At 69.6% G+C, this 20,109-nt stretch carries 16 protein-coding genes; 10 read left to right on the top strand and 6 right to left on the bottom strand.

Going from position 1 to position 20,109, the window contains the following annotated elements:
• Window positions 1–182: 182 nt before the first annotated feature.
• The 5 genes from LZ199_RS36380 to tpx all read left to right on the top strand — a co-directional run bounded on the left by LZ199_RS36380 (window position 183) and on the right by tpx (window position 5,785).
• On the top strand, window positions 183–2,129 hold the full coding sequence (locus LZ199_RS36380; protein ID WP_253998383.1) for a serine/threonine-protein kinase: 1,947 nt from the start codon (window positions 183–185) through the stop codon (window positions 2,127–2,129).
• 247 nt (window positions 2,130–2,376) lie between these two features.
• Window positions 2,377–3,747: a phosphomannomutase/phosphoglucomutase gene (locus LZ199_RS36375; RefSeq protein ID WP_253998382.1), complete on the top strand. Its 1,371-nt coding sequence runs from the start codon at window positions 2,377–2,379 to the stop codon at window positions 3,745–3,747.
• A gap of 2 nt (window positions 3,748–3,749) precedes the next feature.
• Complete coding sequence (locus LZ199_RS36370) at window positions 3,750–4,301, top strand: NADPH-dependent FMN reductase (RefSeq protein WP_253998470.1); 552 nt, start codon at window positions 3,750–3,752, stop codon at window positions 4,299–4,301.
• Window positions 4,302–4,315: 14 nt separating this feature from the next.
• Window positions 4,316–5,248: an ROK family protein gene (locus LZ199_RS36365; RefSeq protein WP_253998381.1), complete on the top strand. Its 933-nt coding sequence runs from the start codon at window positions 4,316–4,318 to the stop codon at window positions 5,246–5,248.
• Between the two features lie 18 nt (window positions 5,249–5,266).
• Window positions 5,267–5,785 carry a thiol peroxidase gene (tpx, locus tag LZ199_RS36360; RefSeq protein WP_253998380.1) on the top strand — a complete coding sequence of 173 codons (519 nt, stop codon included), beginning with the start codon at window positions 5,267–5,269 and terminating at the stop codon, window positions 5,783–5,785.
• Window positions 5,786–5,834: 49 nt separating this feature from the next.
• Here the strand turns inward: tpx and LZ199_RS36355 are convergent, their stop codons facing one another.
• Window positions 5,835–6,239: a hypothetical protein gene (locus LZ199_RS36355; RefSeq protein ID WP_253998379.1), complete on the bottom strand. Its 405-nt coding sequence runs from the start codon at window positions 6,237–6,239 to the stop codon at window positions 5,835–5,837.
• Window positions 6,240–6,372: 133 nt separating this feature from the next.
• On the opposite strand from LZ199_RS36355, the gene LZ199_RS36350 reads away from it, so the two are divergent.
• Complete coding sequence (locus LZ199_RS36350) at window positions 6,373–7,179, top strand: helix-turn-helix domain-containing protein (protein WP_253998378.1); 807 nt, start codon at window positions 6,373–6,375, stop codon at window positions 7,177–7,179.
• A 65-nt stretch (window positions 7,180–7,244) separates the two neighbouring features.
• Here the strand turns inward: LZ199_RS36350 and LZ199_RS36345 are convergent, their stop codons facing one another.
• Genes LZ199_RS36345 through LZ199_RS36335 form a run of 3 tightly spaced genes read right to left on the bottom strand, consistent with a single transcriptional unit; the run spans window position 7,245 to window position 9,995 of the window.
• Window positions 7,245–7,793 (bottom strand): M23 family metallopeptidase, encoded by a 549-nt coding sequence (locus tag LZ199_RS36345; protein WP_253998377.1) that lies wholly within the window; start codon window positions 7,791–7,793, stop codon window positions 7,245–7,247.
• A 49-nt stretch (window positions 7,794–7,842) separates the two neighbouring features.
• A complete protein-coding gene (locus tag LZ199_RS36340) occupies window positions 7,843–8,829 on the bottom strand; it encodes a HEAT repeat domain-containing protein (RefSeq protein WP_253998376.1) in 987 nt (328 codons plus the stop codon).
• Entirely contained in the window at window positions 8,829–9,995 is a 1,167-nt protein-coding gene (locus tag LZ199_RS36335; RefSeq protein WP_253998375.1) for a HEAT repeat domain-containing protein, read from the bottom strand. The genes LZ199_RS36340 and LZ199_RS36335 overlap by 1 nt, the downstream gene beginning before the upstream one ends.
• Window positions 9,996–10,202: 207 nt before the next feature.
• On the opposite strand from LZ199_RS36335, the gene LZ199_RS36330 reads away from it, so the two are divergent.
• A complete protein-coding gene (locus LZ199_RS36330) occupies window positions 10,203–13,055 on the top strand; it encodes a cation-translocating P-type ATPase (RefSeq protein ID WP_253998374.1) in 2,853 nt (950 codons plus the stop codon).
• A 6-nt stretch (window positions 13,056–13,061) separates the two neighbouring features.
• Here LZ199_RS36330 and LZ199_RS36325 read toward each other — a convergent pair whose 3' ends face one another.
• Window positions 13,062–14,048 (bottom strand): DUF547 domain-containing protein, encoded by a 987-nt coding sequence (locus tag LZ199_RS36325; RefSeq protein ID WP_253998373.1) that lies wholly within the window; start codon window positions 14,046–14,048, stop codon window positions 13,062–13,064.
• Window positions 14,049–14,278: 230 nt separating this feature from the next.
• Between LZ199_RS36325 and LZ199_RS36320 the strand changes: the two genes are divergently transcribed.
• Window positions 14,279–14,794, top strand: coding sequence for a DUF6438 domain-containing protein (locus tag LZ199_RS36320; protein WP_323390136.1), 516 nt, complete (start codon window positions 14,279–14,281; stop codon window positions 14,792–14,794).
• Between the two features lie 168 nt (window positions 14,795–14,962).
• Here the strand turns inward: LZ199_RS36320 and LZ199_RS36315 are convergent, their stop codons facing one another.
• Entirely contained in the window at window positions 14,963–16,045 is a 1,083-nt protein-coding gene (locus LZ199_RS36315) for a Gfo/Idh/MocA family protein (RefSeq protein WP_253998371.1), read from the bottom strand.
• Window positions 16,046–16,239: 194 nt separating this feature from the next.
• On the opposite strand from LZ199_RS36315, the gene LZ199_RS36310 reads away from it, so the two are divergent.
• Together LZ199_RS36310 and LZ199_RS36305 are read left to right on the top strand one after the other, a co-directional pair.
• Window positions 16,240–16,842: a TetR/AcrR family transcriptional regulator gene (locus tag LZ199_RS36310; protein WP_253998370.1), complete on the top strand. Its 603-nt coding sequence runs from the start codon at window positions 16,240–16,242 to the stop codon at window positions 16,840–16,842.
• 66 nt (window positions 16,843–16,908) lie between these two features.
• A complete protein-coding gene (locus LZ199_RS36305) occupies window positions 16,909–20,106 on the top strand; it encodes a TonB-dependent receptor (protein WP_253998369.1) in 3,198 nt (1,065 codons plus the stop codon).
• Window positions 20,107–20,109: the final 3 nt, after the last annotated feature.

Below are 20,109 nucleotides of genomic sequence, written 5' to 3'. Positions count from 1 at the left end.
GCTGGAGAAACTTCCGACCCGCGGGCTGAAAGAACTTCCGCTTCGTGGGTAACGGGTTTCTCCGGGTTCTCGTCCCGTCGGGAGGTTGTCCTGTCCAGTCGGTGACGAAGCCGGGGGTGCACGGGGGTTGCAGTGCCCCCGCCGCCCGCCCCATTCCGGGGCGGCAGGGGCGGTGGGCGAACATGGCATGCAGGCACTGCGCGGTGGAGCATCCGGTGGGCACGGGCTGTCCCCAGGCGCCTTCGCTGGAGGGGCAGCGTCACGGGCCGCTCGTGCTGCGCCAGTCGCTGGGCGCCGGAGCGCTGGGCACGGTGTACCTGGCCGAGCACCAGCCCACGGGCCACCGCTTCGCGGTGAAGGTGCTGCACCCGCACCTGGCCGCCCAGCCCGTCGTTCGCGCGCGCTTCCAGGCGGAAGGCCGGGCGCTGCGCACGCTGAAGCACCGCCATGTGGCCCGCGTGCTGGACGTGCGCCGGGGCCCCGGCGGTCTGCCCTGCATGCTGATGGAGTACGCGGAGGGCGAACCCTTCTCGCGCCTGCCCATGCCGCTGGCCTCGGCGGAGGTGGTGCTGCTGCTGGCCCAGGCGCTGTGCGCGCTGGAGACCGCGCACTCGCGAGGGCTGGTGCACGGTGACTTGTCCGCGGACAGCCTCATCCTGACGTGGGACTCGCGCGGCGAGCGGCAGGTGAAGGTGCTCGACTTCGGCACGCAGGCGGTGCTCTCCGCCAGCCTCTCTCCGGAGGAGCGCGCGTGCGGCATGGTGGTGGGCTCGCCCGCCTTCCTCGCGCCCGAGCAGTGGGCGGGGGACGCGGTGGATGGGCGCACGGACCTGTATGCGCTGGGCGTGGTGGGCTACCTGCTGGCCACCGGAAGGCTGCCCTTCGGCTTCGGCCGCGTGGGCGGGATTTCTCCCACGGAGCCGCACGTGCTCAACCCGCGCGTGCCTCCCGCGCTCTCGCAGGTGCTGCTGCGCGCGCTGTCCCAGCGCCCCGGGGAGCGCTACCCGGACGCGCGCGCATTCCGCGAGGCGCTGCTGGAGAGCCAGGGCATCGGCCGGCTGGAGCCTTCTGTTCCGGCGCGCACGCGCACGTCGAAGGGCGGCGTCTCCATCTTCGGGCACATCCTCCCCGAGGACGGCGCCACGCCGCTGCACGTGGCGCTGCGCGACGCGGCCCATGGCAACGCCGCTCCGACGGAGGTGAAGCCGCCGCGCATGGAGTCGCCGCAGGGACTGGGCGTGCGGCTGGGGCTGGCCACGGACACGGAGCTGGTGCCCGTGCGCGTGGGGGACGTGACGGTGGACGGCTTCTTCGCGACGTGGGCGGGGCCGCTGCCGGAGCTGGCCTCGCAGCTCCCGGTGGAGCTGTCACTGGGGGGCCGCAAGGTGGCGTGTGACTGCGACGTGGTCCGCCACGTGACGCGCGACGAGGCGCGGGCGTGGGGCGGGGCGTCGGGCCTCTATGTCCAGTTCGCGGGCGAGGCGGCGCGGGAGCTGTTGGGCCGGGCGCTGGGCGTGGGCGTGACGCGAGGGGCGCTGGACGCGGAGCCCGTGCCGGACGCGGAGCTGGGGCGTCTGCTGTCGCGCGCGGCCGTCGTGGCCAAGGACCCGTATGCCCTGCTGGGCGCGCTGCCGCACGAGGACTTCGAGCAGGTGCGCCGCCGCGCGAGCGCCGCGCTGCGCCGGCTGAACCTGTTCCGTCAGCGCGCGCTGCCGCTGGGACAGCGTCAGGCGCTGGAGTCGCTGCTGCGCCGCGTGGAGGCGGCCGGGCGCGTGCTGGGCGAGCCCGTGTCGCGCGCGGGTTTCGATGCCACGCGCGGCAACCTCGCGGGTGTGGCGCGCTGCCTGGAGGCGGGCCTGTCGGAGACGCAGGCGGACGTGCTGCGCCAGGCCTTCCTCACGGCGCGTCCCCTGGCCGAGTCGCGGGCCCGGGCCCTCTTCACGCAGGGCCATTCGCTGGAGGCGCGAGGCTCGCTGGACGCCGCGCTGGAGCGCTACGCGGAGGCCCTCTCGTTGGATCCGCTCAACGCCTCCTGGCTGCGCCACTACCAGGAGCTGCGCGGGCGGGCGCGCCAGGGCGTCGTCGCCCCGAGCGTCGAGTCCCGGGGGCTGGAGGTCACCACGCACTGAGTGACGCCCCGTGACGCCCTTGCGCGTCCCGGGAGGGCCTGGGGCCCTGGAGCACGAACCGCCGCCTGCCCGACAGTCGGGCAGGGCTGGGGGTTGATTGGCACCCCAGGGACTTGAAGGGTCCCCGAGGGGCCTGCGTTCAGGAGGTTGAGCCCCTGTGTCGGCGGGTGCCGGGAATCCTGGCGCTCGTGTAGAGTCCGCCGCCCTCCGTCATGCCCTCCGGTTTCGCGAGGGCGGGGACACCTTCATGAACGCGCATATCTTCCGCGAGTACGACATCCGAGGTCTGGTCGATAAGGACCTCACCGCCGAAGTGGTGGAGCTCCTGGGCAAGGGCCTGGGCACCATCATCCGACGCAAGGGCGGCCGCTTCATCGCCGTGGGCCGCGACTGCCGCGAGTCCTCCACCCGCTTCCGCGACTCGCTCTGTGCGGGCCTCACGTCCACCGGCCTCAACGTCTTCGACGTGGGCGTCGTCCCCACGCCGCTGGTCTACTTCGCCGCCAACACCCTGCCGGTGGATGGCCTGGCCATGATTACCGGCAGCCACAACCCGCCGGAGTACAACGGCTTCAAGGTTGGCGCGGGGAAGACGACCTTCCACAGCCACGAAATCCAGGCGCTGCGCAAGCTCATCGAGGCTGCTGACTTCGAAGTCTCGGCCACGCCCGGCACCGTCACCCCGTTCGACATCATCACCCCGTACAACCACTTCGTGAAGCAGACGGTGAAGGTGGGCCGCAAGGGGATGAAGATTGTCATCGACGCGGGCAACGGCACCGGCGGCGCCATCGCCGTGCCGCTGTTCGAGAGCATGGGCTTCGAAGTCGTGCCCCTGTTCTGCGAGATGGACGCGACGTTCCCCAACCACCACCCGGACCCGACGGTGGTGGAGAACCTCCAGGACCTCATCGCCGCGGTGAAGCGCGAGAAGGCGGAGGTGGGCATCGCCTACGACGGCGACAGCGACCGCATCGGCGTCATCGACGACCAGGGCAACATCCTCTGGGGCGACCAGATCATGGTCCTCTTCAGCCGCTACGTGCTGAAGGACAGCCCGGGCGCGGCCATCGTCGGCGAGGTGAAGTGCAGCTACACGCTGTACGACGACATCGCCAAGCGCGGCGGCAAGCCCATCATGTGGAAGGCGGGCCACTCCCTCATCAAGGCGAAGATGAAGGAGGAGCACGCGGAGCTGGCCGGCGAGATGAGCGGCCACATCTTCTTCAAGAACCGCTATTTCGGCTTCGACGACGCGGTGTACTCGTCCGCGCGCCTGCTGGAGATTCTCACCCACGAGAAGCAGAAGCTGTCCGAGCTGCTCTCCGACGTGCCCAAGACGTTCGCCAGCCCCGAGCTGCGCTTCGACACGAAGGAAGAGAAGAAGTTCGAGATGGTCAAGCGCGCCACGGAGACGCTGCGCGCCGCGGGCCACGACATCATCGACGTGGACGGCGTGCGCGTGACGTTCCCCGACGGCTGGGGCCTCATCCGCGCCTCCAACACGCAGCCCATCCTGGTCCTCCGCTTCGAGGCCAACACGGCCGAGCGCCTCAAGGAGATCCAGGAGCTCATCGAGGGCACGGTGGCCCGCGTGCAGAAGGAAGTGGGTGGGTGAGCATGTCGTCGCCTCGCATCCTCGCCATCAGTGGAAGTCTTCGTAACGGTGGGTTCAACCAGCTGCTCCTGGCGGTGGGCATCCAGAAGGCCCGCGCGCTGGGGGCCGAGGTCGATGTCGTGGACCTCAAGGCCATCGGCATCCCCCTCTATGACGGTGACGTGGAGGCGCAGGGGCTCCCCGCGCCCGTCGTCGCGTTGCGCGAGCGGGTGGGCAAGGCCCAGGGGTTCCTCATCTCGAGCCCCGAGTACAACTCGTCCATTCCCGGCGGCCTGAAGAACGCCATCGACTGGGCGTCGCGCGCGCCGGGCCGGCTGTTCCAGGGCAAGTGGGCGGCCATCATGGGCGCCAGCCCCGGCAACTTCGGCACGTCGCGCATGCAGCCCCACCTGCGTCAGGTGATGTCGTCGGTGGGCGCGCTGGTGCTGCCCAACCAGGTGCACCTGGCCCGGGCGATGGAGGCCTTCACGCCCGAGGGCACGCTGAAGGACGAGGCGAAGAAGAAGGAAGTCGAAGCGCTGGTCACCGAGCTGTTCGAGCGCGTGAAGGGCTGAGAAAGGACACCTCCATGGCGACGCTTGGAATCGACCTGGGTGGAACGTTTGCCCGAGCCGCGGTGGTGGACGAGGCGGGGAACATGCTCGCGTCGGCCAAGGTGGCCCTCGTGGAGCGCAGTCCTTCCGGAGTGGTGGAGACGATTGCCCAGGCGGCGTCCCAGGCGGTGAAGTCCGCGGGTGTCGTGGTGGGCGGCTGTGGCGTGGGCGCGGCGGCGCAGATTCACAAGGACTCTGGCGTGCTGTCGGTCGCCCCCAACCTGGGCTGGCGCAACGTGCCGCTGGGCCAGCTGCTCACGGACCGGCTGGGGCAGAAGGTGAAGGTGGTGAACGATTTGTCCGCCGCCGCCTGGGGTGAGCTGCACGCGGGCGCGGGACGCGGCGCGCAGGACTTGCTGGTGGTCTTCGTGGGCTCGGGCGTGGGCAGCGCCATCATCGCGGGTGGACACCTGCTGGACGGCGCGGGCGGCGTGGCGGGAGAGCTGGGCCACATCAAGGTGGTGCCGGGCGGCCGGCGCTGCGGCTGTGGCGAGCAGGGGTGCCTGGAGGCGTATACCGGCGGGCACAACCTCATCGCGCAGGCGCGCGAGCTGCTGGCGGCGGGGAGCTCGCCCGCACTGGCGGAGCTGGTGGGGAATGACGCCACGAAGCTGACGCCGGTGACGCTGGAGCAGGCGGCGGAAGCAGGCGACGCGGCGGCTCGGGAGGTGTATGAGCGGGCCGCGACGTTCCTGGCGCTGGCGGTGGCCAACCAGGTGACGGTGTTGAACCCGGCGCGACTCATCCTGGGCGGTGGGGTGTTGAACCACTGCCCCGGCATGCGGCGCCGGGTGCTGGAGGGTGTGCGGGCGTGGGCGTCCCAGACGTCCCGCGAGGGGCTGCTCATCGCCGACGCGGAGCTCGGTGACGACAGCGGCCTCATTGGTGCGGCGTTGCTGGCCGCGTGATGAGAGGAGCGCGGATTCATGGCCGAGTTCAAGAACCAGGTCACCTACCGGGGACAGCCGGTGACGCTGGAGGGGGACGGACAGGTGCAGGTGGGCGACGTCGCGCCTGACTTCACCGTGTTCAAGGGGTTCTTCGAGTCCCACCAGCTGTCGGAGCTCAAGGGGCAGGTGGTGGTGTTGAGCGTGGCGCCCAGCGTGGACACCAAGGTCTGCGCCATCCAGCTGCGCATGTTCAACAAGCAGGCGACGGACATGGGGCCGGACGTGAAGGTCTGGTACCTGAGCCTCGACTTGCCCTTCGCCCTCAACCGCTTCAGCGCGGCCGAGGGCATCAACAACGTCGCGGTGCTGTCGGACTACAAGCTCCGAGAGTTCGGGCGGAAGTACGGCCTGTACATGAAGGAGCTGGGCCTCCTGGCGCGCAGCACCTTCGTGGTGGGGCGTGACGGCAAAATCGTCTTCCGGGAAGTCGTCCCGGAGATGATGCACGAGCCGGACTACGACGCCGCGCTGGAAGCGGTCCGCAAGGCGCTCTGAGTCGTCGAGCGCCGCGCCGCTTCCAGGCGCGGGTGTCGTGTGAGGCGCTTCAGGCGGGCACCACGCGGGCCTGCCTGACGGCCATCAACTCCAGGCAGGTGAAGCCCGCCACGGCGATGGCCTGCACCAGGGTGAAGGCCTGTCCCCAGACGGTGGGCTGCACCCAGCCGGACGCGAGCAGGACGAAGCTGTCCACCGTCCACAGCACGTTGGCGACGATGATGGCCCAGACGAGCGCCCGGTGGACGAGCGGGCGCATGGCCAGGAAGACGAGCAGCGCGGCGAAGGGCAGCAGGCTGAAGCCCGCCGAGCGCAGCAGCGTGACGTGCAGGCCCAGGAAGTCACTCAAGGGGCCCGCGGCGAAGAACATCAGGGTCCCGGTGGCGCCGCTGATGAGACCGTCGGCGAGCAGGACGTGGCCCAGCAGGGTGCGGGAAGCGGGAATGGCGCTCATGGAGGTGTCCTTGGGAAAGCGGCGCCGGAGCATCCGGCCGCCGTGTGAGACACAAATTGCGCGCCGGGGGATTTGAAGTCGATTACGTGCGAGGTAATTGGAGCGCTTCCCCCGCGTTCCTAGTGTCAGGGGCATGATGATGCCGAGCCGTCCGGTGGGAGAGTTGCTGCGGGAGTGGCGCCAGCGCCGCAGCTTGAGTCAGCTCGATTTGGCGTGCCGCGCGGACGTGTCGGCACGGCACGTGAGCTTCCTGGAGACGGGGCGCTCCACGCCGAGCCGGGACATGCTGCTGCACCTGGCCGAGGAGCTGGATGTCCCGCTGCGCGAGCGCAACGCGCTGCTGGTGGCCGCGGGCTTCGCGCCTGTCTATTCAGAGAACGAGCTGGATGGGCCTCGGATGGGCGCGGCGCGCGAGGCGGTGGAGCTGGTGCTCTCCGGACACGAGCCCTATCCCGCGCTCGCAGTGGACCGGCACTGGCACCTCGTCACGGCCAACCGCGCGGTGGGCGTGTTGTTGGAGGGCGTGCCTGTGGAGCTGCTTCAGCCTCCTATCAACGTGCTGCGGCTGAGCCTTCATCCGGAGGGGCTGGGCCGGCGAATCCTCAATTTGGAACAGTGGCGCGCGCACGTGCTGACGCGGCTGCAGCGACAGGTGTCGAGCACGGCGGACGTGACGCTGGCGGCGCTGCTCGACGAGCTGCGAGGCATGGGGGCGCAGAGCAGCTCCGCGGAGCCGGACTTCGCGGGCGTGGTGGTGCCGCTGCGAATCCAGACGCCGCGAGGCGTCCTGTCCTTCATCGGCACGACGACGGTGTTCGGCACGCCGGTGGACATCACCCTGGCGGAGCTGGCGATTGAGTCGTTCTTCCCGGCGGACGCGGCGACGGGGGAGCTGTTGCGTAAGGCTGCGGCCGACGCTGCTCGACACTCCGACGCCTGAAAATAGGGACGCCCCGTTCCGGCCATAGGGTAACCGGAGCGGGGCGCGGGGTGCGGCGACCGCGACTACAGCGTGGGGGTACCCACGCGATTGCTGCAGTACGCACTGGAGCCGCAGGTGGTGCCGACGCTGGTGTACCAGGCCGTCTTGCGGGTGCCGTACTGACGGTTGTCCGCGTGCACGTGCGCGCCGGTGCTGTTGCCCGTGGAGCCCACGAGGCCCAGCGCGCAGCGGTCGCACGTCTTGGAGCCCGAGGACACGTTGGAGTTCAGGTGGAGCTGACGGAAGTCCCAGCCGGTGGCGCCGGTGACGACGTAGTAGTTGCCCGCGCCGCCGTTACAGGTGGTGCCGCCGCTGCAGTTGTTCGCACAGCCGCCGTAGTAGGCGTAGTAGCGGCTGACGTTGATCATCCCCCGGTGGTTCCACTCGCTGCACGTGCCGTTGCTCATGTCGAGCGCGTTGTGGCTGCTGCCCGAGCACGAGTAGTACGTCGTGGAGCCCACGCGAGCGGCCGTGTCACAGATGGGGCCCACCGCCGTCGCGGAGAGCGCGCTGGTGGCCCATCCCGTCACGGTGAGCGCCACCGTGGCCAACATCCACTTCATTGCCTTCATGAAAACCTCCTCTGAGTTGTTTCGCTGCGGCACTGCGGTGATGCAGGGGTCACCTCCGCAGCCGCTGCTTCTCGCGCAGCAGCAGGTGCCACTCCTGGAGGTTGAGCTTCAGCGCGGACAGCCACGCGTCGATTTCCAAGTCCATGCTCGCGTCCACCCCGCGCAGCGACTCCAGGAGGGGCCGCGCGGAGGACTGGCCCAGCCGGGCGATTCCCTCCAGCGCCGCCTTGCGCACCGCCGGATTCGAGTCGCGCCGGAAGGCCTCCTCCAGCGAGCGCCGCGCCCCCGTCGCCTCCGCCCCCGGCACGCCGCCCAGCGCCGTGGCCGCCGCCGCGCGCAGGCCCGGGTCCTCCGACTTCAGGTGTCCGGTGACGCGCTCCACCGCCTCGTGGCCCACGGCCTCCATGGAAATCTCGCCCAGGAGCTTCGCCGCCACCGCCGGGTCCTCCGTCGAGGTGGCCACCGCCACCGCCGTCTCCGACACCGCGCGGTCATGGCCCGAGTACACCTGGGCGCTCTCTTCAATCAGGTTGTCGGCGACGGCCCGGCGCACCTCGGGGGAGGCGTCCCGCGCGAGCTGCTCGTACGTCACCACGCCGCCGTTCTTCGCCATGAACTCCACGGAGGGCGTGGCCCTCAGGGCGCGCACCGCCGCGGCGCGCGCGGCCGGGTCCGCGTCTCCGGCGGCTCGGGCGAGCAGGGGCTGCACCAGCGTGGGTGACTCGGCGTGGCTCGCCTTGGTGGCCAGCGCCGCGCCCAGGGCCTCCAGCACCTCCGGCTCGCGCTCCCGCTCCAGCGCGGCCTGCAGCTCCGCGACGGGCAGGGCCAGCGCCGCCTCGCGCAGCCGCACCTTCACGTAGCGCCGCAGCGCGGGCGAGCCGTCCTTCAGCGCCGCGCGCACGTCCACCAGCATCGTCTCCACCGTGCACGTGGACGGCGTCAGCAAGGGCGGGGCCGCGCTCGCGGGCAGCGCTCCAGACACCAGTGCCGACACCAGCAGCGCGCGCGCCAGGTGCTTCCTCACGAGGGCGTCCATCAGTGCGGCGCTCCTTCCTCGACGAGGCACGCGTGGTGCTCGCCCTTGCCCAGCCAGATGCGGGCGAAGTCCACCGTGCCCGAGGCGTAGAGCTGCTTGAACTCCGCGTAGTCGCGCTGGAAGCGCGGGTCCTTCGCGGCCAGCCTCGCCAGCAGCGGCAGCGCCTGCTCTCCGGCGGCGCGCACGGCGAAGCGGAAGATGGCCCAGCGCACGCAGACGTCGTGCTCCTTCTCGAAGGCCGCCTCGTAGATTTTCAGGGCCTCCTCCGGCTCTCGCGTGACGCCGAGCCGGAAGGCCGCCATCTCCCGCACGTCGCGCTCGCGGTCCGTGGTGAGGATGCGCTTCAGCTCGTCGAAGGACTCCGAGCCGATGAGCGGATTGGAGTACGACGGCATCTCCAGCGCGAGCAGCCGCACCGCCATGTCATCCGACTGTCCGGCGATGGAGAGCAGCTCCTTCCAGTACGGGGCATGGGTGCCGGTGCGCTCGAAGTCCTCCTTCATCACCCGGCCCAGGGTGCGCGTGGCCACCCACGCCGTGGAGTCCGCCGTCTCGTCCAGCGCCACGGCCTTCAGGCGCGCGAGGTCTCCAGGGGACAGCCGACGCTGCGTCTCCAGCGCGTCCAGCGCCGCCGAGCGGTTCTGCAGCGGCAGGCTCTTGTCCTCGCCCAGCTTCAGCAGCGCCTCGGACACCTTGGCGTCGTGCACGGCCGGCGCGGCCTTGAGGGCATCCAGGTAGAGCCCCAGCTGCGGAGGACTGGCCTGCTTCGCCCACTCGACGACCTGGAGCGCGCGGCCCGCGTCCTGGCCCACCAGCTCCGTCAGGCGCTCCTGGAGGTACGCCGCCAGCAGGTTGTCCCGATTGCCCACCGCCACGGCCAGCGCCTCGCGCAGCGAGTCCAGCGTGGCCGTCTTGTCCAACTGGCGCAGGCCATCCCAGCACCCTGGCATCGGGAGCTGCTCAATCGCCGGGGTCGGCTCGGTCGAAGGCGACGCGCCTGAAGGCGTGCCGACGAGGACACCGCTTGAGGTGGGCTGCCTCGCGGCACTCACGGTGTCGGTGCTGTCCGGGGAGGAAGGAGGCGTCCCTCGGAAGAGCAGCAGCGCGACGGCCGAGGCCACCAGCACCGCGCCCACCAGGGCCCAACCAGGCTTTCTGAAGGTCATCAGGAGAAAGTCGATAGGTGGTTAAAACTATTAATTCTTGATTACTTGGAAAATGCGTAAAGGGCAATGACTTTGTCACGGGCGCGTGCCGATGCCTGCTCCCTCCGAGGGCGGGCGTGAGGCGCGCGGAGGGGGCGGACATAGCTTTCCCAGGTGAGGTGGAGGTGAAGCCTCCCGTCACCGCCGAGGTCTGCCAGGGGGAGTCCCATGCATGAGCCGCCACCCGCCGCGTCTGGAGAGGACGGCCGTGCGTCCTCACGCGGAGCCGTGCCCTGGCATGCCCTGCCGCCCGAGCGGGTGTTCGAGCGACTGGAGAGCGGCTCGAAGGGACTGACGGACGAGCAGGCGCGCGAGCGGCTGCTGCGCCACGGGCCCAACGTGCTGGAGCGCCAGAAGGGGGAAGGGCCGCTGCGGCTGCTCTGGCGCCAGGTGAACAGCCCGTTCATCTGGGTGCTCATCGTCTCCGCGGTGCTCGCGGTGGTGATGGGGAAGGTGACGGACGGGCTGGTGGTGGCGGCGGTGGTGGTGCTCAACACCGTCATCGGCTTCGTGCAGGAGTTCCGTGCGAGCAAGGCCATAGAAGCGCTGAGCCGGATGGTGCCGGAGAACGCGACGGTGGTGCGTCACGGCGACAAGCGCGCGGTGCCGGCCGCGGAGCTGGTGCCCGGCGACGTGGTGGAGCTCGCCTCGGGCGACAAGGTGCCCGCGGACATGCGGCTGGTGTCCTCGCGCAATCTCCAAATCGAGGAGGCCGCGCTCACCGGCGAGTCGGTGCCGGCGGCGAAGCAGCCCTCGTCCGTCGAGGAGGACGCGGAGCTGGGCGACAGGACGAGCGTTGTCTTCGGCGGCACGCTGGTGACGTCCGGCGCGGCCACGGCGGTGGTGGTGGCCACGGGCGGCGCCACGGAGCTGGGCCGCATCTCCGAGATGCTCCATGGGGCCACGGACCTTCAGACGCCGTTGACGAAGGCGCTCGCGAGCATCGCCAAGGTCATCACCGTGGCCATCCTCGTCGTGTCCGTCCTCCTGCTCGGGGTGGGGCTGTGGCGCGGCTATGACCTCGGTGAGGCGGTGGTGGTGGCGATTACCCTCGCGGTGGCGGCGATTCCGGAGGGCCTGCCCGCCATCGTCACCATCGCCCTGGCCATCGGCGTGCAGCGCATGGCGGCCCGTCGCGCCGTCATCCGCAAGCTGCCGGCGGTGGAGACGCTGGGCAGCACCACCGTCATCTGCTCGGACAAGACGGGCACGCTGACGCGCAACGAGATGACGGTGCAGGCGCTGTGGACGCCGACGGGGCGCTACACCGTCACCGGGGTGGGCTACGCGCCTCGGGGCGAGCTGCGCCGGGACGGGCCTCCGCTCAGCGCGCTGCTGGTGCCAGAGGATGTGAGGGAGCTGCTGCTCGCGGGCGCGCTGTGCAACGACGCCGTGTTGCATGGCCGGACGGATGGCGACTGGCGGCTGACGGGAGACCCCACCGAGGGCGCGCTGGTGGTGGCGGCGGAGAAGGCGGGCCTGGGTGTGGACAAGGCCCGTGAGCGTTTCCGCCGGTTGGACGCCATCCCCTTCGAGTCCGAGCACCAGTTCATGGCCACCCTCCATGACGACGGACGAGGAGGCCGCGTGCTGCTCCTCAAGGGCGCGCCCGAGGCCGTGCTGGCGCGGTGCGCGCCGGAGGGTGCCGCGTCGAACGAGGAGGTGCTCGAGGAGGTGGAGCGCCTGGCGCGGCGGGGGATGCGCGTGCTCGCCGTGGCCTCGCGCGAGCTGCCGCGGGGGCGGGACACCGTGTCACCGGAGGACGTGGAGGGCGGCTTGGAGCTGCTGGGGCTGGAAGGGATGATGGACCCGCCGCGAGAAGAAGCCATCGAGGCGGTGCGGGCGTGTCACGAGGCGGGCATCGTCGTGAAGATGATTACCGGCGACCATCCGGCGACGGCGGAGGCCATTGGCGCGCGGTTGGGGCTGCACGAGCCGGGGACGCCTGGTGTCGTGGGCGCCAGGCTGGGCGCGCTGGATGACGAGGAGCTGGCGGACGTCGTCGAACGCACGAATGTCTTCGCGCGCGTGGCGCCGGAGCACAAGCTGCGACTGGTGCGCGCGCTCCAGCAGCGGCGACACGTGGTGGCGATGACGGGGGATGGCGTCAACGACGCGCCCGCGCTCAAGCAGGCGAACATCGGCGTGGCGATGGGCATCACCGGGACGGCGGTGTCCAAGGAGGCGGCGGACATCGTCCTCACGGACGACAACTTCGCCTCCATCGCGGCGGCGGTGGAAGAGGGACGGCGCGTCTACGACAACCTCATCAAGTCCCTGGCCTTCGTGCTGCCCACGAACCTGGGCCTGGCGCTGATTCTCCTGTGCGGCGTGGCCTTCTTCCCCATCCAGGACTTCGGTGGGGGGCCGGTGCCGCTGATGGCGATGCTGCCCACGCAGCTGCTCTGGATAAACCTGGTGGCCACGGTGTCGCTCGCGCTGCCGCTCGCGTTCGAGGCGCGCGAGTCGGACATCATGCGGCGCAGGCCCCGGAGTCCGGACGCGCCGGTGCTCAGCCACTTCATCGTGATGCGCACGGGCCTCGTGGCCCTGTTGATGACGGCGGGCGCCATTGGCTTGTTCCTCTGGGAGTACTCGCACGAGGTGCCCGAGGTGGGGCATGCGCGGGCGCTGGCCGAGGCGCAGACGATGGCGGTGAACACCGTCATCAGCTTCCAGATTTTCTACATGGTGATGTGCCGCACGTTGACGGGCTCGCTGCGCAAGGTGGGGCTGTTCAGCAACCCCTCCGTGTTCATGGGGATTGGAACGCTGGTGCTCTTGCAGCTCGCCTTCATGTACGTGCCCTTCATGCGGCGCATCTTCGGCACCGCGCCGCTGTCGCTGGAGGCCATTGGCCTGTCCGTGCTGGTGGGGGCGGTGGTGGTGCCCGCGGTGGGGCTGGAGAAGTGGCTGCGCGGGCGCAAGGACGGTGGGCCGGTGAATCACTCCCGCTCTCACGAGGACGAGAACGAGGAGCACACGCCACCTCCGGGGCCTCGTCAGCGCCTGCCGGCGTGAGGGGCTTCAGCGCTCCGAGCGAGAGGGACGCGCGGCGGCGTCCGGGAGCGTGGTGTCTTCCGGCTCGAAGACGATGTGGCAGCGGTCCAGCTTGGGGCCGCAGGCATGGTCCAGGTCGGCGCGGGTGTCGCAGCCGGGGCGCTCCTCGCAGGTGTCGGGCAGGAAGGCCCAGACGAACTGGAGCACGTTGCCCCGGCGGCCCTCGGGCAGGGCGGCGAGGAAGTCTTCGCGGTAGGTGTAGAACAGCTGTGACAGGTGCACGGTGTCCCTATCCAGGCGCACGTGGCGCTTGTCACCCACGAAGCGGCGGCTGGCCTCGTTGAGCTGCGCGTCGAGGTACTCAGGCTGGAAGTGGGAGCTGTCCATGCGCGGGCCGCCCCGGGTGGCGTGGAAGAGCGCGAGGTGGACGCGCGGGTCGGCGAACTCCTCGGAGAGGATGCGGTGGCGCAGCGACCACAGCGTCATGCGCCGGCCGCCCACCGGCCACGAGCGGGCCCAGAAGAAGCGTCCTGGCCACGGCTGCTCCACGCTCTCCAGATAGGGATACCCATCCACCACCTGCTGGAGCACGAGCGCGTGGTAGGCGTTGAGCCAGAACGCGAGGGCGTCCTCCGACGTGGGAAAGACATCCGGCCGGTTGTGCGGAGAGAAGGTGGCGAGCGACGCGACGAAGCGGTCCAGCTCCGCGCGCTCCAGGCCCATGGAGGAGAAGTCCACGTCTCCGTCCGGCCGCACATGCCGGAGCACCTTCTCGAAGCCCTGATAGTGGAAGGGCTCGTCGGCGGAAGGCACGGAGGCGGGGAGCAGACCCTGCACGTACAGCGTCGCCAGTGCCGCCAGCATGCTGATGCTGGCGAAGAGCACGGCGGCCACCAGGTAGCGTCGTCGGGAGGGCAGGGGAGCGTCCACGCGGCGCGCAGCATAGACCAGGGCGAGCCCAGGCCACCTGTCCCCAAGGGCCTCCTGCTCGGCGAGCACACAAATGGACGCCATGCCCGCCGGCCACCTACCTCGCGGCACCTACAGCGCCCCGCCGACGTAGAGGGCTCCGCCAGGGAATCAGCCGCCGCTCTACGTGGGGGCTCCGCGATGAGACGTCCTCTGACGAGGCGCTTGGCGAAGTGAAGACTCTAGGCAGGCATGTGGATACGGTGCGTCAGACGGGGCCGGCAAGAGATTGAAATGACGCCGCAGGAGATTGTTGTCGCCGGCCGAGGTGAAAGATGCGTGCGTGGGCTGGTTTCATTGTGTCGATGGGGCTGGGATGCCAAGGGCCGTCAGTCAGGCATCCTCGCGTCCTGGAGTTGTCGCCTCTTGAGAATTGTCTGGGTGGGGCCAGGTCCCCCGTTCTCGTCGCAATGCAGCGAACACCCTGTGAAGGGGCGTGCCCGGTCTATGAGCTTGTTGTCCATGCGGATGGGACGCTCAGATATCTTGGCGTGAAGTTCGTCAAGGAAGTTGGAGTGCGCACGGCTCATGTCGATTCGGTGCAATTGTCTCGGATACGAGCTGCGCTTGCGCGGGTGATGATTCCGCCCGAGGACCATGACGAGTATCCGTGCCCGCATGGGGTGAGCCACCTGGGTGGGGTCTCATTGTTGGTTCCGAGTGTCGTGCCTGCTCCTGTCTGCTACGTCGATCTGGCGCTGCTGGGGCGCGCGCCGATGTTCGAGGGATTTGATCATGAACTGGATGACATTGTGGACAGCGGGCGCTGGGTTGGAAAATCGGATGAGTGAGGTGTGGTGGATGCGCGTGGCGTCCTCGCGCGCCACGCTGTCCAGGCGCTGACGCAGCTCTGCCGCTCGAGGAGCTTGAGCTTCGTGATTGACCCCTCGGCCCGGACGGCATCTCCATGCCATCCCACCGAAGAGGACTCCCAGACGACGTCGGCCACTGTCCCGTCGCTACAGCGACAGCCGCTGCCCCGACGCAGAGGACTCCGCGAAGGAGTTCAGCAGGCGATGCAGCTTCAGCGCATGCTCGAAGTCGGGAGCGAGCGACGTGCCCTCCGCGAGGTCCTTCGCGAAGGCGGCGTAGAGCTGCGCCGTCTGGTGCGCGTCGTCGGTCAGCGCCCCCTTGGGGCTCAGGACGTACTTCTCCGGCGTGGGCAGGGACTGCAGCGGCTGGTTGTCGCCCCGCGCGCCGGACACGGTGAGGTCCTGTGACAGGTACAGGTCTCCCTCAGTACCGGTGATGGTGCAGCCGATGACACCGCCGTTGCGCTTGCCGGCCTCGACATGGGCCGACAGCACCGCGCCGCTCTTCAGCGTGCCAGAGACGAGCACCTGGTCCGGCGCGGTGACGGGGATGACCTCGCCCGTCTCCGCGAGCGTGGTGTGCTCGAGTTGTCGGGCGACCAGCGCCGCCGCGCTCTGCACGTCCCCTACCGCCGCCAGCACCGTGTCGAGGAAGTGCGCGGTGATGGTGGCCAGCACGTTGGCGCCCTTGCTGGCGTCCGCCGTGTAGTCGTACGCCTTGGGCCGCGTGTGCCCGAGCATCGACGTGGACACCTGCAGCGTCACCGAGCGCACCTTCCCCACGTAGCCCTCCTGAAGCAAGTCCCGCAGGTAGCGAGCCCCGGGAGCCAGCCGCCGCTGCAGCCCGATGACGGTCCTCACACCCGCCTCGCGCGCCAGCGCCGCCAGCTCCGTCGTCTCCTCCAACGAGACGCCCAGCGGCCACTCGCAGAACACTTGCTTCTTCGCCGCGATGGCGGCGCGCACCAGTCGCGCATGCTCTGCCGCGCGCACGGAGACGACCACCAGGTCCACCTCCGGATGCTCCACCAGCGGCTCGAAGCTCGCGAACGCATGCGGCACCTCGAACCGGCGCGCCGTCTCGTCCGCGCTCACCTGCCGCGTGGTGCTCACCGCCGTGACGCGGTAGCCCGGCAGGGTCTGCAGCGCGGGGAGGTGCGCGTACGTCGCCCACCCCCACTGGGGGCTCGCTCCGATGATGCCCACCCGAATCCTCTCCGACGTGCCCATGGCTCCACTCCCGCGTTGGTGACGGGGACGGCCACCCCAGTCCGGGCGCCGCTCCCGGCCGGCAAGCTAGCGAGCGGCCTCCTGGGATTCAAGACGACCGGTCATGTTGACCGAAATCCCATGGAGAATCATGGGCTTGGATGCAAATAGCCCCCGGTTTTGACGGCCCGGGGCACGGGCCCTAAAAGGGAGCGATGCCGAGAGTCAGCGTTCGCGAGAAGCTGCTCGCCGCCGGTCTGGAGACCCTGCGCACGCAGGGATTCAACGGCTGCGGCGTGCAGGACATCACCGACGCGGCCGGCGTGCCGAAGGGCTCCTTCTACAACCACTTCGACAGCAAGGAAGCGCTGGGGGCGGCGGTGGTGGACCAGTACATGCGCGCCAGCAGCGCGGACCTGGCGCTGCTGCGCGACACGTCCCTCACGCCGCTGCGACGGCTGCGCGCCTACTTCGCCGCGCAGGTGGAGTCGCTCGTCGCGGGCCGGTTCGAGTGCGGCTGCCTCCTGGCGAACTTCGCCGCGGAGCTGGCCGACCACAGCCCCCTCATCCGCGAGCGCGTGGCGGCCTCCTTCACCGAGTGGTCCCTGCGTCTGGAGGAAGTCCTCCTGGAAGCGCAGGAGGCCGGCGAGGTCGCCAAGGACGTGTCGCCCGGAATGCTCGCGACCTTCATGCTCGGGGCCTGGGAAGGCGCCGTGCTGCGCAGCCGCGTGGAGAAGGGCCGGGCCCCGTTGGACGCCTTCCTGCGGCTCGCGTTTGATCGCTCACTGGAGCAAGGCATCCCCGCCTGCACTGTTTAATTAGGGATTGTTGCTTTCTCGCGTCTTGAGACAGAGTGCCTCCCGAATCACGGGAGGGAGTCAGCTTTGTCCATACGTGTAGGTCTTGCTCGCGGGCTGTGTCTCGCGGTCCTGCTCATTGGCGCGGGGTCATTCGCGCAGGGCGTCTCGGTCATCACCGGCACCATCACCAGCGCGGATGACAAGCGCTCGCTCGCGGACGCCGTCGTCACGGCGACGTCACCGAAGCTGCAGGGTGAGCGCGTGGTCGTCTCGGACACGAGCGGCCTGTACCGACTCGCCCAGCTTCCTCCGGGGACGTACACGCTGCGCGTGGAGCGCGAGGGCTTCGAGCCCTTCGTGCGCGCCGATATCGTCCTGCGGCTGGACCGCACCATCCGGGTCAACATCCAGCTGTTGCCCTCGTCCTTCGGCGAGGAGATTTCGGTCAGCGCGGCGCCCACGGTGGACGTCGGCTCCAGCACGACGGGCCTGAACGTGGACGCGGACTTCCTGCGCACCATGGCCGTCATCCGCCCCGGCACGAAGGGCTCCGCGTCGCGCTCCTTCGAGTCGCTGGCCGAACTGGCCCCGGGCGCCACGGAGGACCGCTACGGCGTGAGCGTCAGCGGCAGCAGCTCGCCGGAGAGCCAGTACGTGGTGGATGGCCTGTCCGTGAATGACCCGAGCGTGGGAACGCTGGGCACGCCGCTGTCCGTCGAGTTCGTCCAGGAGGTCAACGTCATCACCGGTGGCTACATGCCGGAGTACGGCCGCTCCACGGGTGGCGTGCTCAACGTCGTCACCAAGTCCGGCTCCAACGAGTTCCACGGCTCGGTGTTCGCGAACATGGCGCCCGGTGCCCTGCAGCGCAACGGCACGGTGGTCCGTCAGGAAGGCACCGTCATCTCCGCGCAGGGACAGCCGTGGAACCAGGGCGACTTCGGCTTCGACCTGGGCGGCCCCATCCTCAAGGACAAGCTCTGGTTCTACGTGGGCGTGGCGCCGTCGTTCAATCGCATCCGCGTGGACCGCCAGCTGAGCACGCTGGACTTCTGCACGGAGGTGGACCCGGCGGCCGGCTGCGCCGCGGTGGGCCAGCGCCGCAGGGACCCGGAGACGGGCTTCGGTCAGGTGACGCCGATTGAAGGCTCGCGCACCACCCGCTTCGCCGACGAGCGCAGCATCCAGTACATGAGCAAGCTGACGTACCTCTTCAACCCGGACCACAACCTGTCCGTCTCCGTCTTCGGCACGCCGCGCTCCTCCGGCGGCGACGGCAAGTATGCCTTCAGCGACGACGGTGACCCGGAGGTCTGCGTGGGCCTGTCCTGCACCGGCTTCGTGCAGGGCTCCTACGACTCCATCGCCACCCGGCGCTCCAACGGCGTCATGGACATCGTCGCCAAGCAGTCCTCGTCGTTCTTCGACAAGAAGTTCCTCGTGGACGCGACGCTCGGCTGGCACCACCAGTCGGACAGCACCCTGCCGTCGGATGGCTCCGGGCTCCTGTCGGACACGGGCCTGTCCTCGCGCCCCAACATCGCCTGGCGCCGCACCCGCAACCCCGGCCCCCACACCATCACCGAGTTCGAGTCCCTGGTGGACCCGTCCGTCTGTGGCGCCACCGACGCCGAGCAGCGCCGCAACTGCCCCGTCACCGCCTACTCCACCGGCGGCCCCGGCACCATCAGCGAGCAGGAGCTGGACCGCGTCCAGGGCAAGGTGATGGGCACGTACCTGTTCCAGGCGCTCGGCCACCACATCGTCAAGGCGGGCTTCGACGCGGAGCGGATGAGCTTCTACAACAACCGCGCGCGCACCGGCGGCACGCCCTGGCAGGAGTGCACCGGCGGCGACTGCTTCTACACCCTCAACCAGTACGGCTACCTGGAGGGACCGGACTCGCCGGTGTTCCTGGCCAGCAAGGAAGGCACGTCCACGTCGATGACGGTGGGCGGCTTCGTGCAGGACAGCTGGTCCATCATGGACACCGTCACGCTCAACGCGGGCCTGCGCTACGACGTGCAGACGCTGTGGGGCCTGGACGACAAGGTGGGCCTGCACCTGCCCAACCAGTGGTCGCCGCGCGTGGGCGCCGTCTACGACTTCACCCAGCAGGGCCGCTCCAAGCTGTTCGTCAACTACGCGCGCTTCTTCGAGAACGTGCCGCTGGACATGGCGGACCTGTCCTTCCCGCAGCAGCAGCTCCTGTCGGCCACGTACGACTCGCCGCCTTGCAACCCCAATGACCGCAACTCCCTGGTGACGGACTGCGTGGCCAGCCGCAACCGCCAGCTCATCGGCAACCGCGAGAGCCCCAACCAGGCCTGGGACGCGCAGGGTGGAGACCGCGTGCCGGTGGACCCGAACATCCGCGCCCAGTCCGCGGACGAAATCATGGTCGGCGGCGAGTACGAGGTGCTGCTCGGCCGCTTCGGCCTGCAGTACACCCGCCGCCAGCTCAACGACGTCATCGAGGACATGAGCCGCGACGACGGCAACACCTTCTTCCTGGGCAACCCGGGCAAGGGGTACTCGTCCGACTTCCCGGAGGCGGTGCGCAAGTACGACGCGGTGAACCTGTACTACCAGAAGGGGTTCTCCAACGGCTGGCTGGCCCAGGCCAGCTACACGTGGTCCCAGCTGCGCGGCAACTACTCCGGCCTGTTCCGCGCGGACACCGGCCAGCTGTCGCCCAACCTCACGCGCGACTTCGACCTGGTGTCGCTCACCACCAACCGCGACGGCCCGCTGCCTGGAGACCGCACGCACTCCATCAAGATTTTCGGCGCGCGCGAGTTCCAGGTGACGAAGGGGACGAGCGTCAACATCGGCGGTGGCTACCGCAGCCGCTCCGGCACGTCGCTCAACTACCTGGGCGCGCACCCCCGGCGCAGCGGCTCCGAGACGTTCATCCTGCCGCGCGGCAGCGCCGGCCGGCTGCCCTGGGTCCACAACATCGACACCCACGTGGGCGTCAACCAGAAGCTGTCCAAGGACTACACGCTGAGCTTGTCGCTGGATGCGTTCAACCTCTTCAACTTCCAGCAGTACACCGCGGTGGACCAGACGCTGACCTTCACCCGCGTCTACGCGATTGAGCAGGGCGGGAAGCCGGCGGATTTGACGGCGTGCCTCACGGCCAACAACCCGGACTGCAAGGTCATCTCCACGACGACGAACCAGCCCATCCTCACCTCCGACATCAACCCCAACTTCAAGCGTCCCACCGCCTACCAGGCGCCGCGCTCCATCCGTCTGGGCGCGAAGCTCAGCTTCTAGGCC

It is taken from the genome of Myxococcus qinghaiensis (genome assembly GCF_024198215.1).
Taxonomy (GTDB): domain Bacteria; phylum Myxococcota; class Myxococcia; order Myxococcales; family Myxococcaceae; genus Myxococcus; species Myxococcus qinghaiensis.
The sequence above is the reverse complement of the archived record's forward strand: the minus strand, read 5'-3'. Positions and strand labels throughout refer to the sequence as shown.

Bases quoted from the DNA above. Each gene is read 5' to 3' on its own strand.
- LZ199_RS36315 (WP_253998371.1), bottom strand. From the start codon at position 16,045: ATGGGCACGTCGGAGAGGATTCGGGTGGGCATCATCGGAGCGAGCCCC.
- LZ199_RS36325 (WP_253998373.1), bottom strand. From the start codon at position 14,048: ATGGCGTCCATTTGTGTGCTCGCCGAGCAGGAGGCCCTTGGGGACAGG.
- LZ199_RS36330 (WP_253998374.1), top strand. From the start codon at position 10,203: ATGCATGAGCCGCCACCCGCCGCGTCTGGAGAGGACGGCCGTGCGTCC.
- LZ199_RS36365 (WP_253998381.1), top strand. From the start codon at position 4,316: ATGGCGACGCTTGGAATCGACCTGGGTGGAACGTTTGCCCGAGCCGCG.
- LZ199_RS36355 (WP_253998379.1), bottom strand. From the start codon at position 6,239: ATGAGCGCCATTCCCGCTTCCCGCACCCTGCTGGGCCACGTCCTGCTC.
- LZ199_RS36345 (WP_253998377.1), bottom strand. From the start codon at position 7,793: ATGAAGGCAATGAAGTGGATGTTGGCCACGGTGGCGCTCACCGTGACG.
- LZ199_RS36370 (WP_253998470.1), top strand. From the start codon at position 3,750: ATGTCGTCGCCTCGCATCCTCGCCATCAGTGGAAGTCTTCGTAACGGT.
- LZ199_RS36375 (WP_253998382.1), top strand. From the start codon at position 2,377: ATGAACGCGCATATCTTCCGCGAGTACGACATCCGAGGTCTGGTCGAT.
- LZ199_RS36310 (WP_253998370.1), top strand. From the start codon at position 16,240: ATGCCGAGAGTCAGCGTTCGCGAGAAGCTGCTCGCCGCCGGTCTGGAG.
- LZ199_RS36335 (WP_253998375.1), bottom strand. From the start codon at position 9,995: ATGACCTTCAGAAAGCCTGGTTGGGCCCTGGTGGGCGCGGTGCTGGTG.
- LZ199_RS36340 (WP_253998376.1), bottom strand. From the start codon at position 8,829: ATGGACGCCCTCGTGAGGAAGCACCTGGCGCGCGCGCTGCTGGTGTCG.
- LZ199_RS36350 (WP_253998378.1), top strand. From the start codon at position 6,373: ATGATGATGCCGAGCCGTCCGGTGGGAGAGTTGCTGCGGGAGTGGCGC.
- LZ199_RS36320 (WP_323390136.1), top strand. From the start codon at position 14,279: ATGCGTGCGTGGGCTGGTTTCATTGTGTCGATGGGGCTGGGATGCCAA.
- LZ199_RS36380 (WP_253998383.1), top strand. From the start codon at position 183: ATGGCATGCAGGCACTGCGCGGTGGAGCATCCGGTGGGCACGGGCTGT.
- tpx (WP_253998380.1), top strand. From the start codon at position 5,267: ATGGCCGAGTTCAAGAACCAGGTCACCTACCGGGGACAGCCGGTGACG.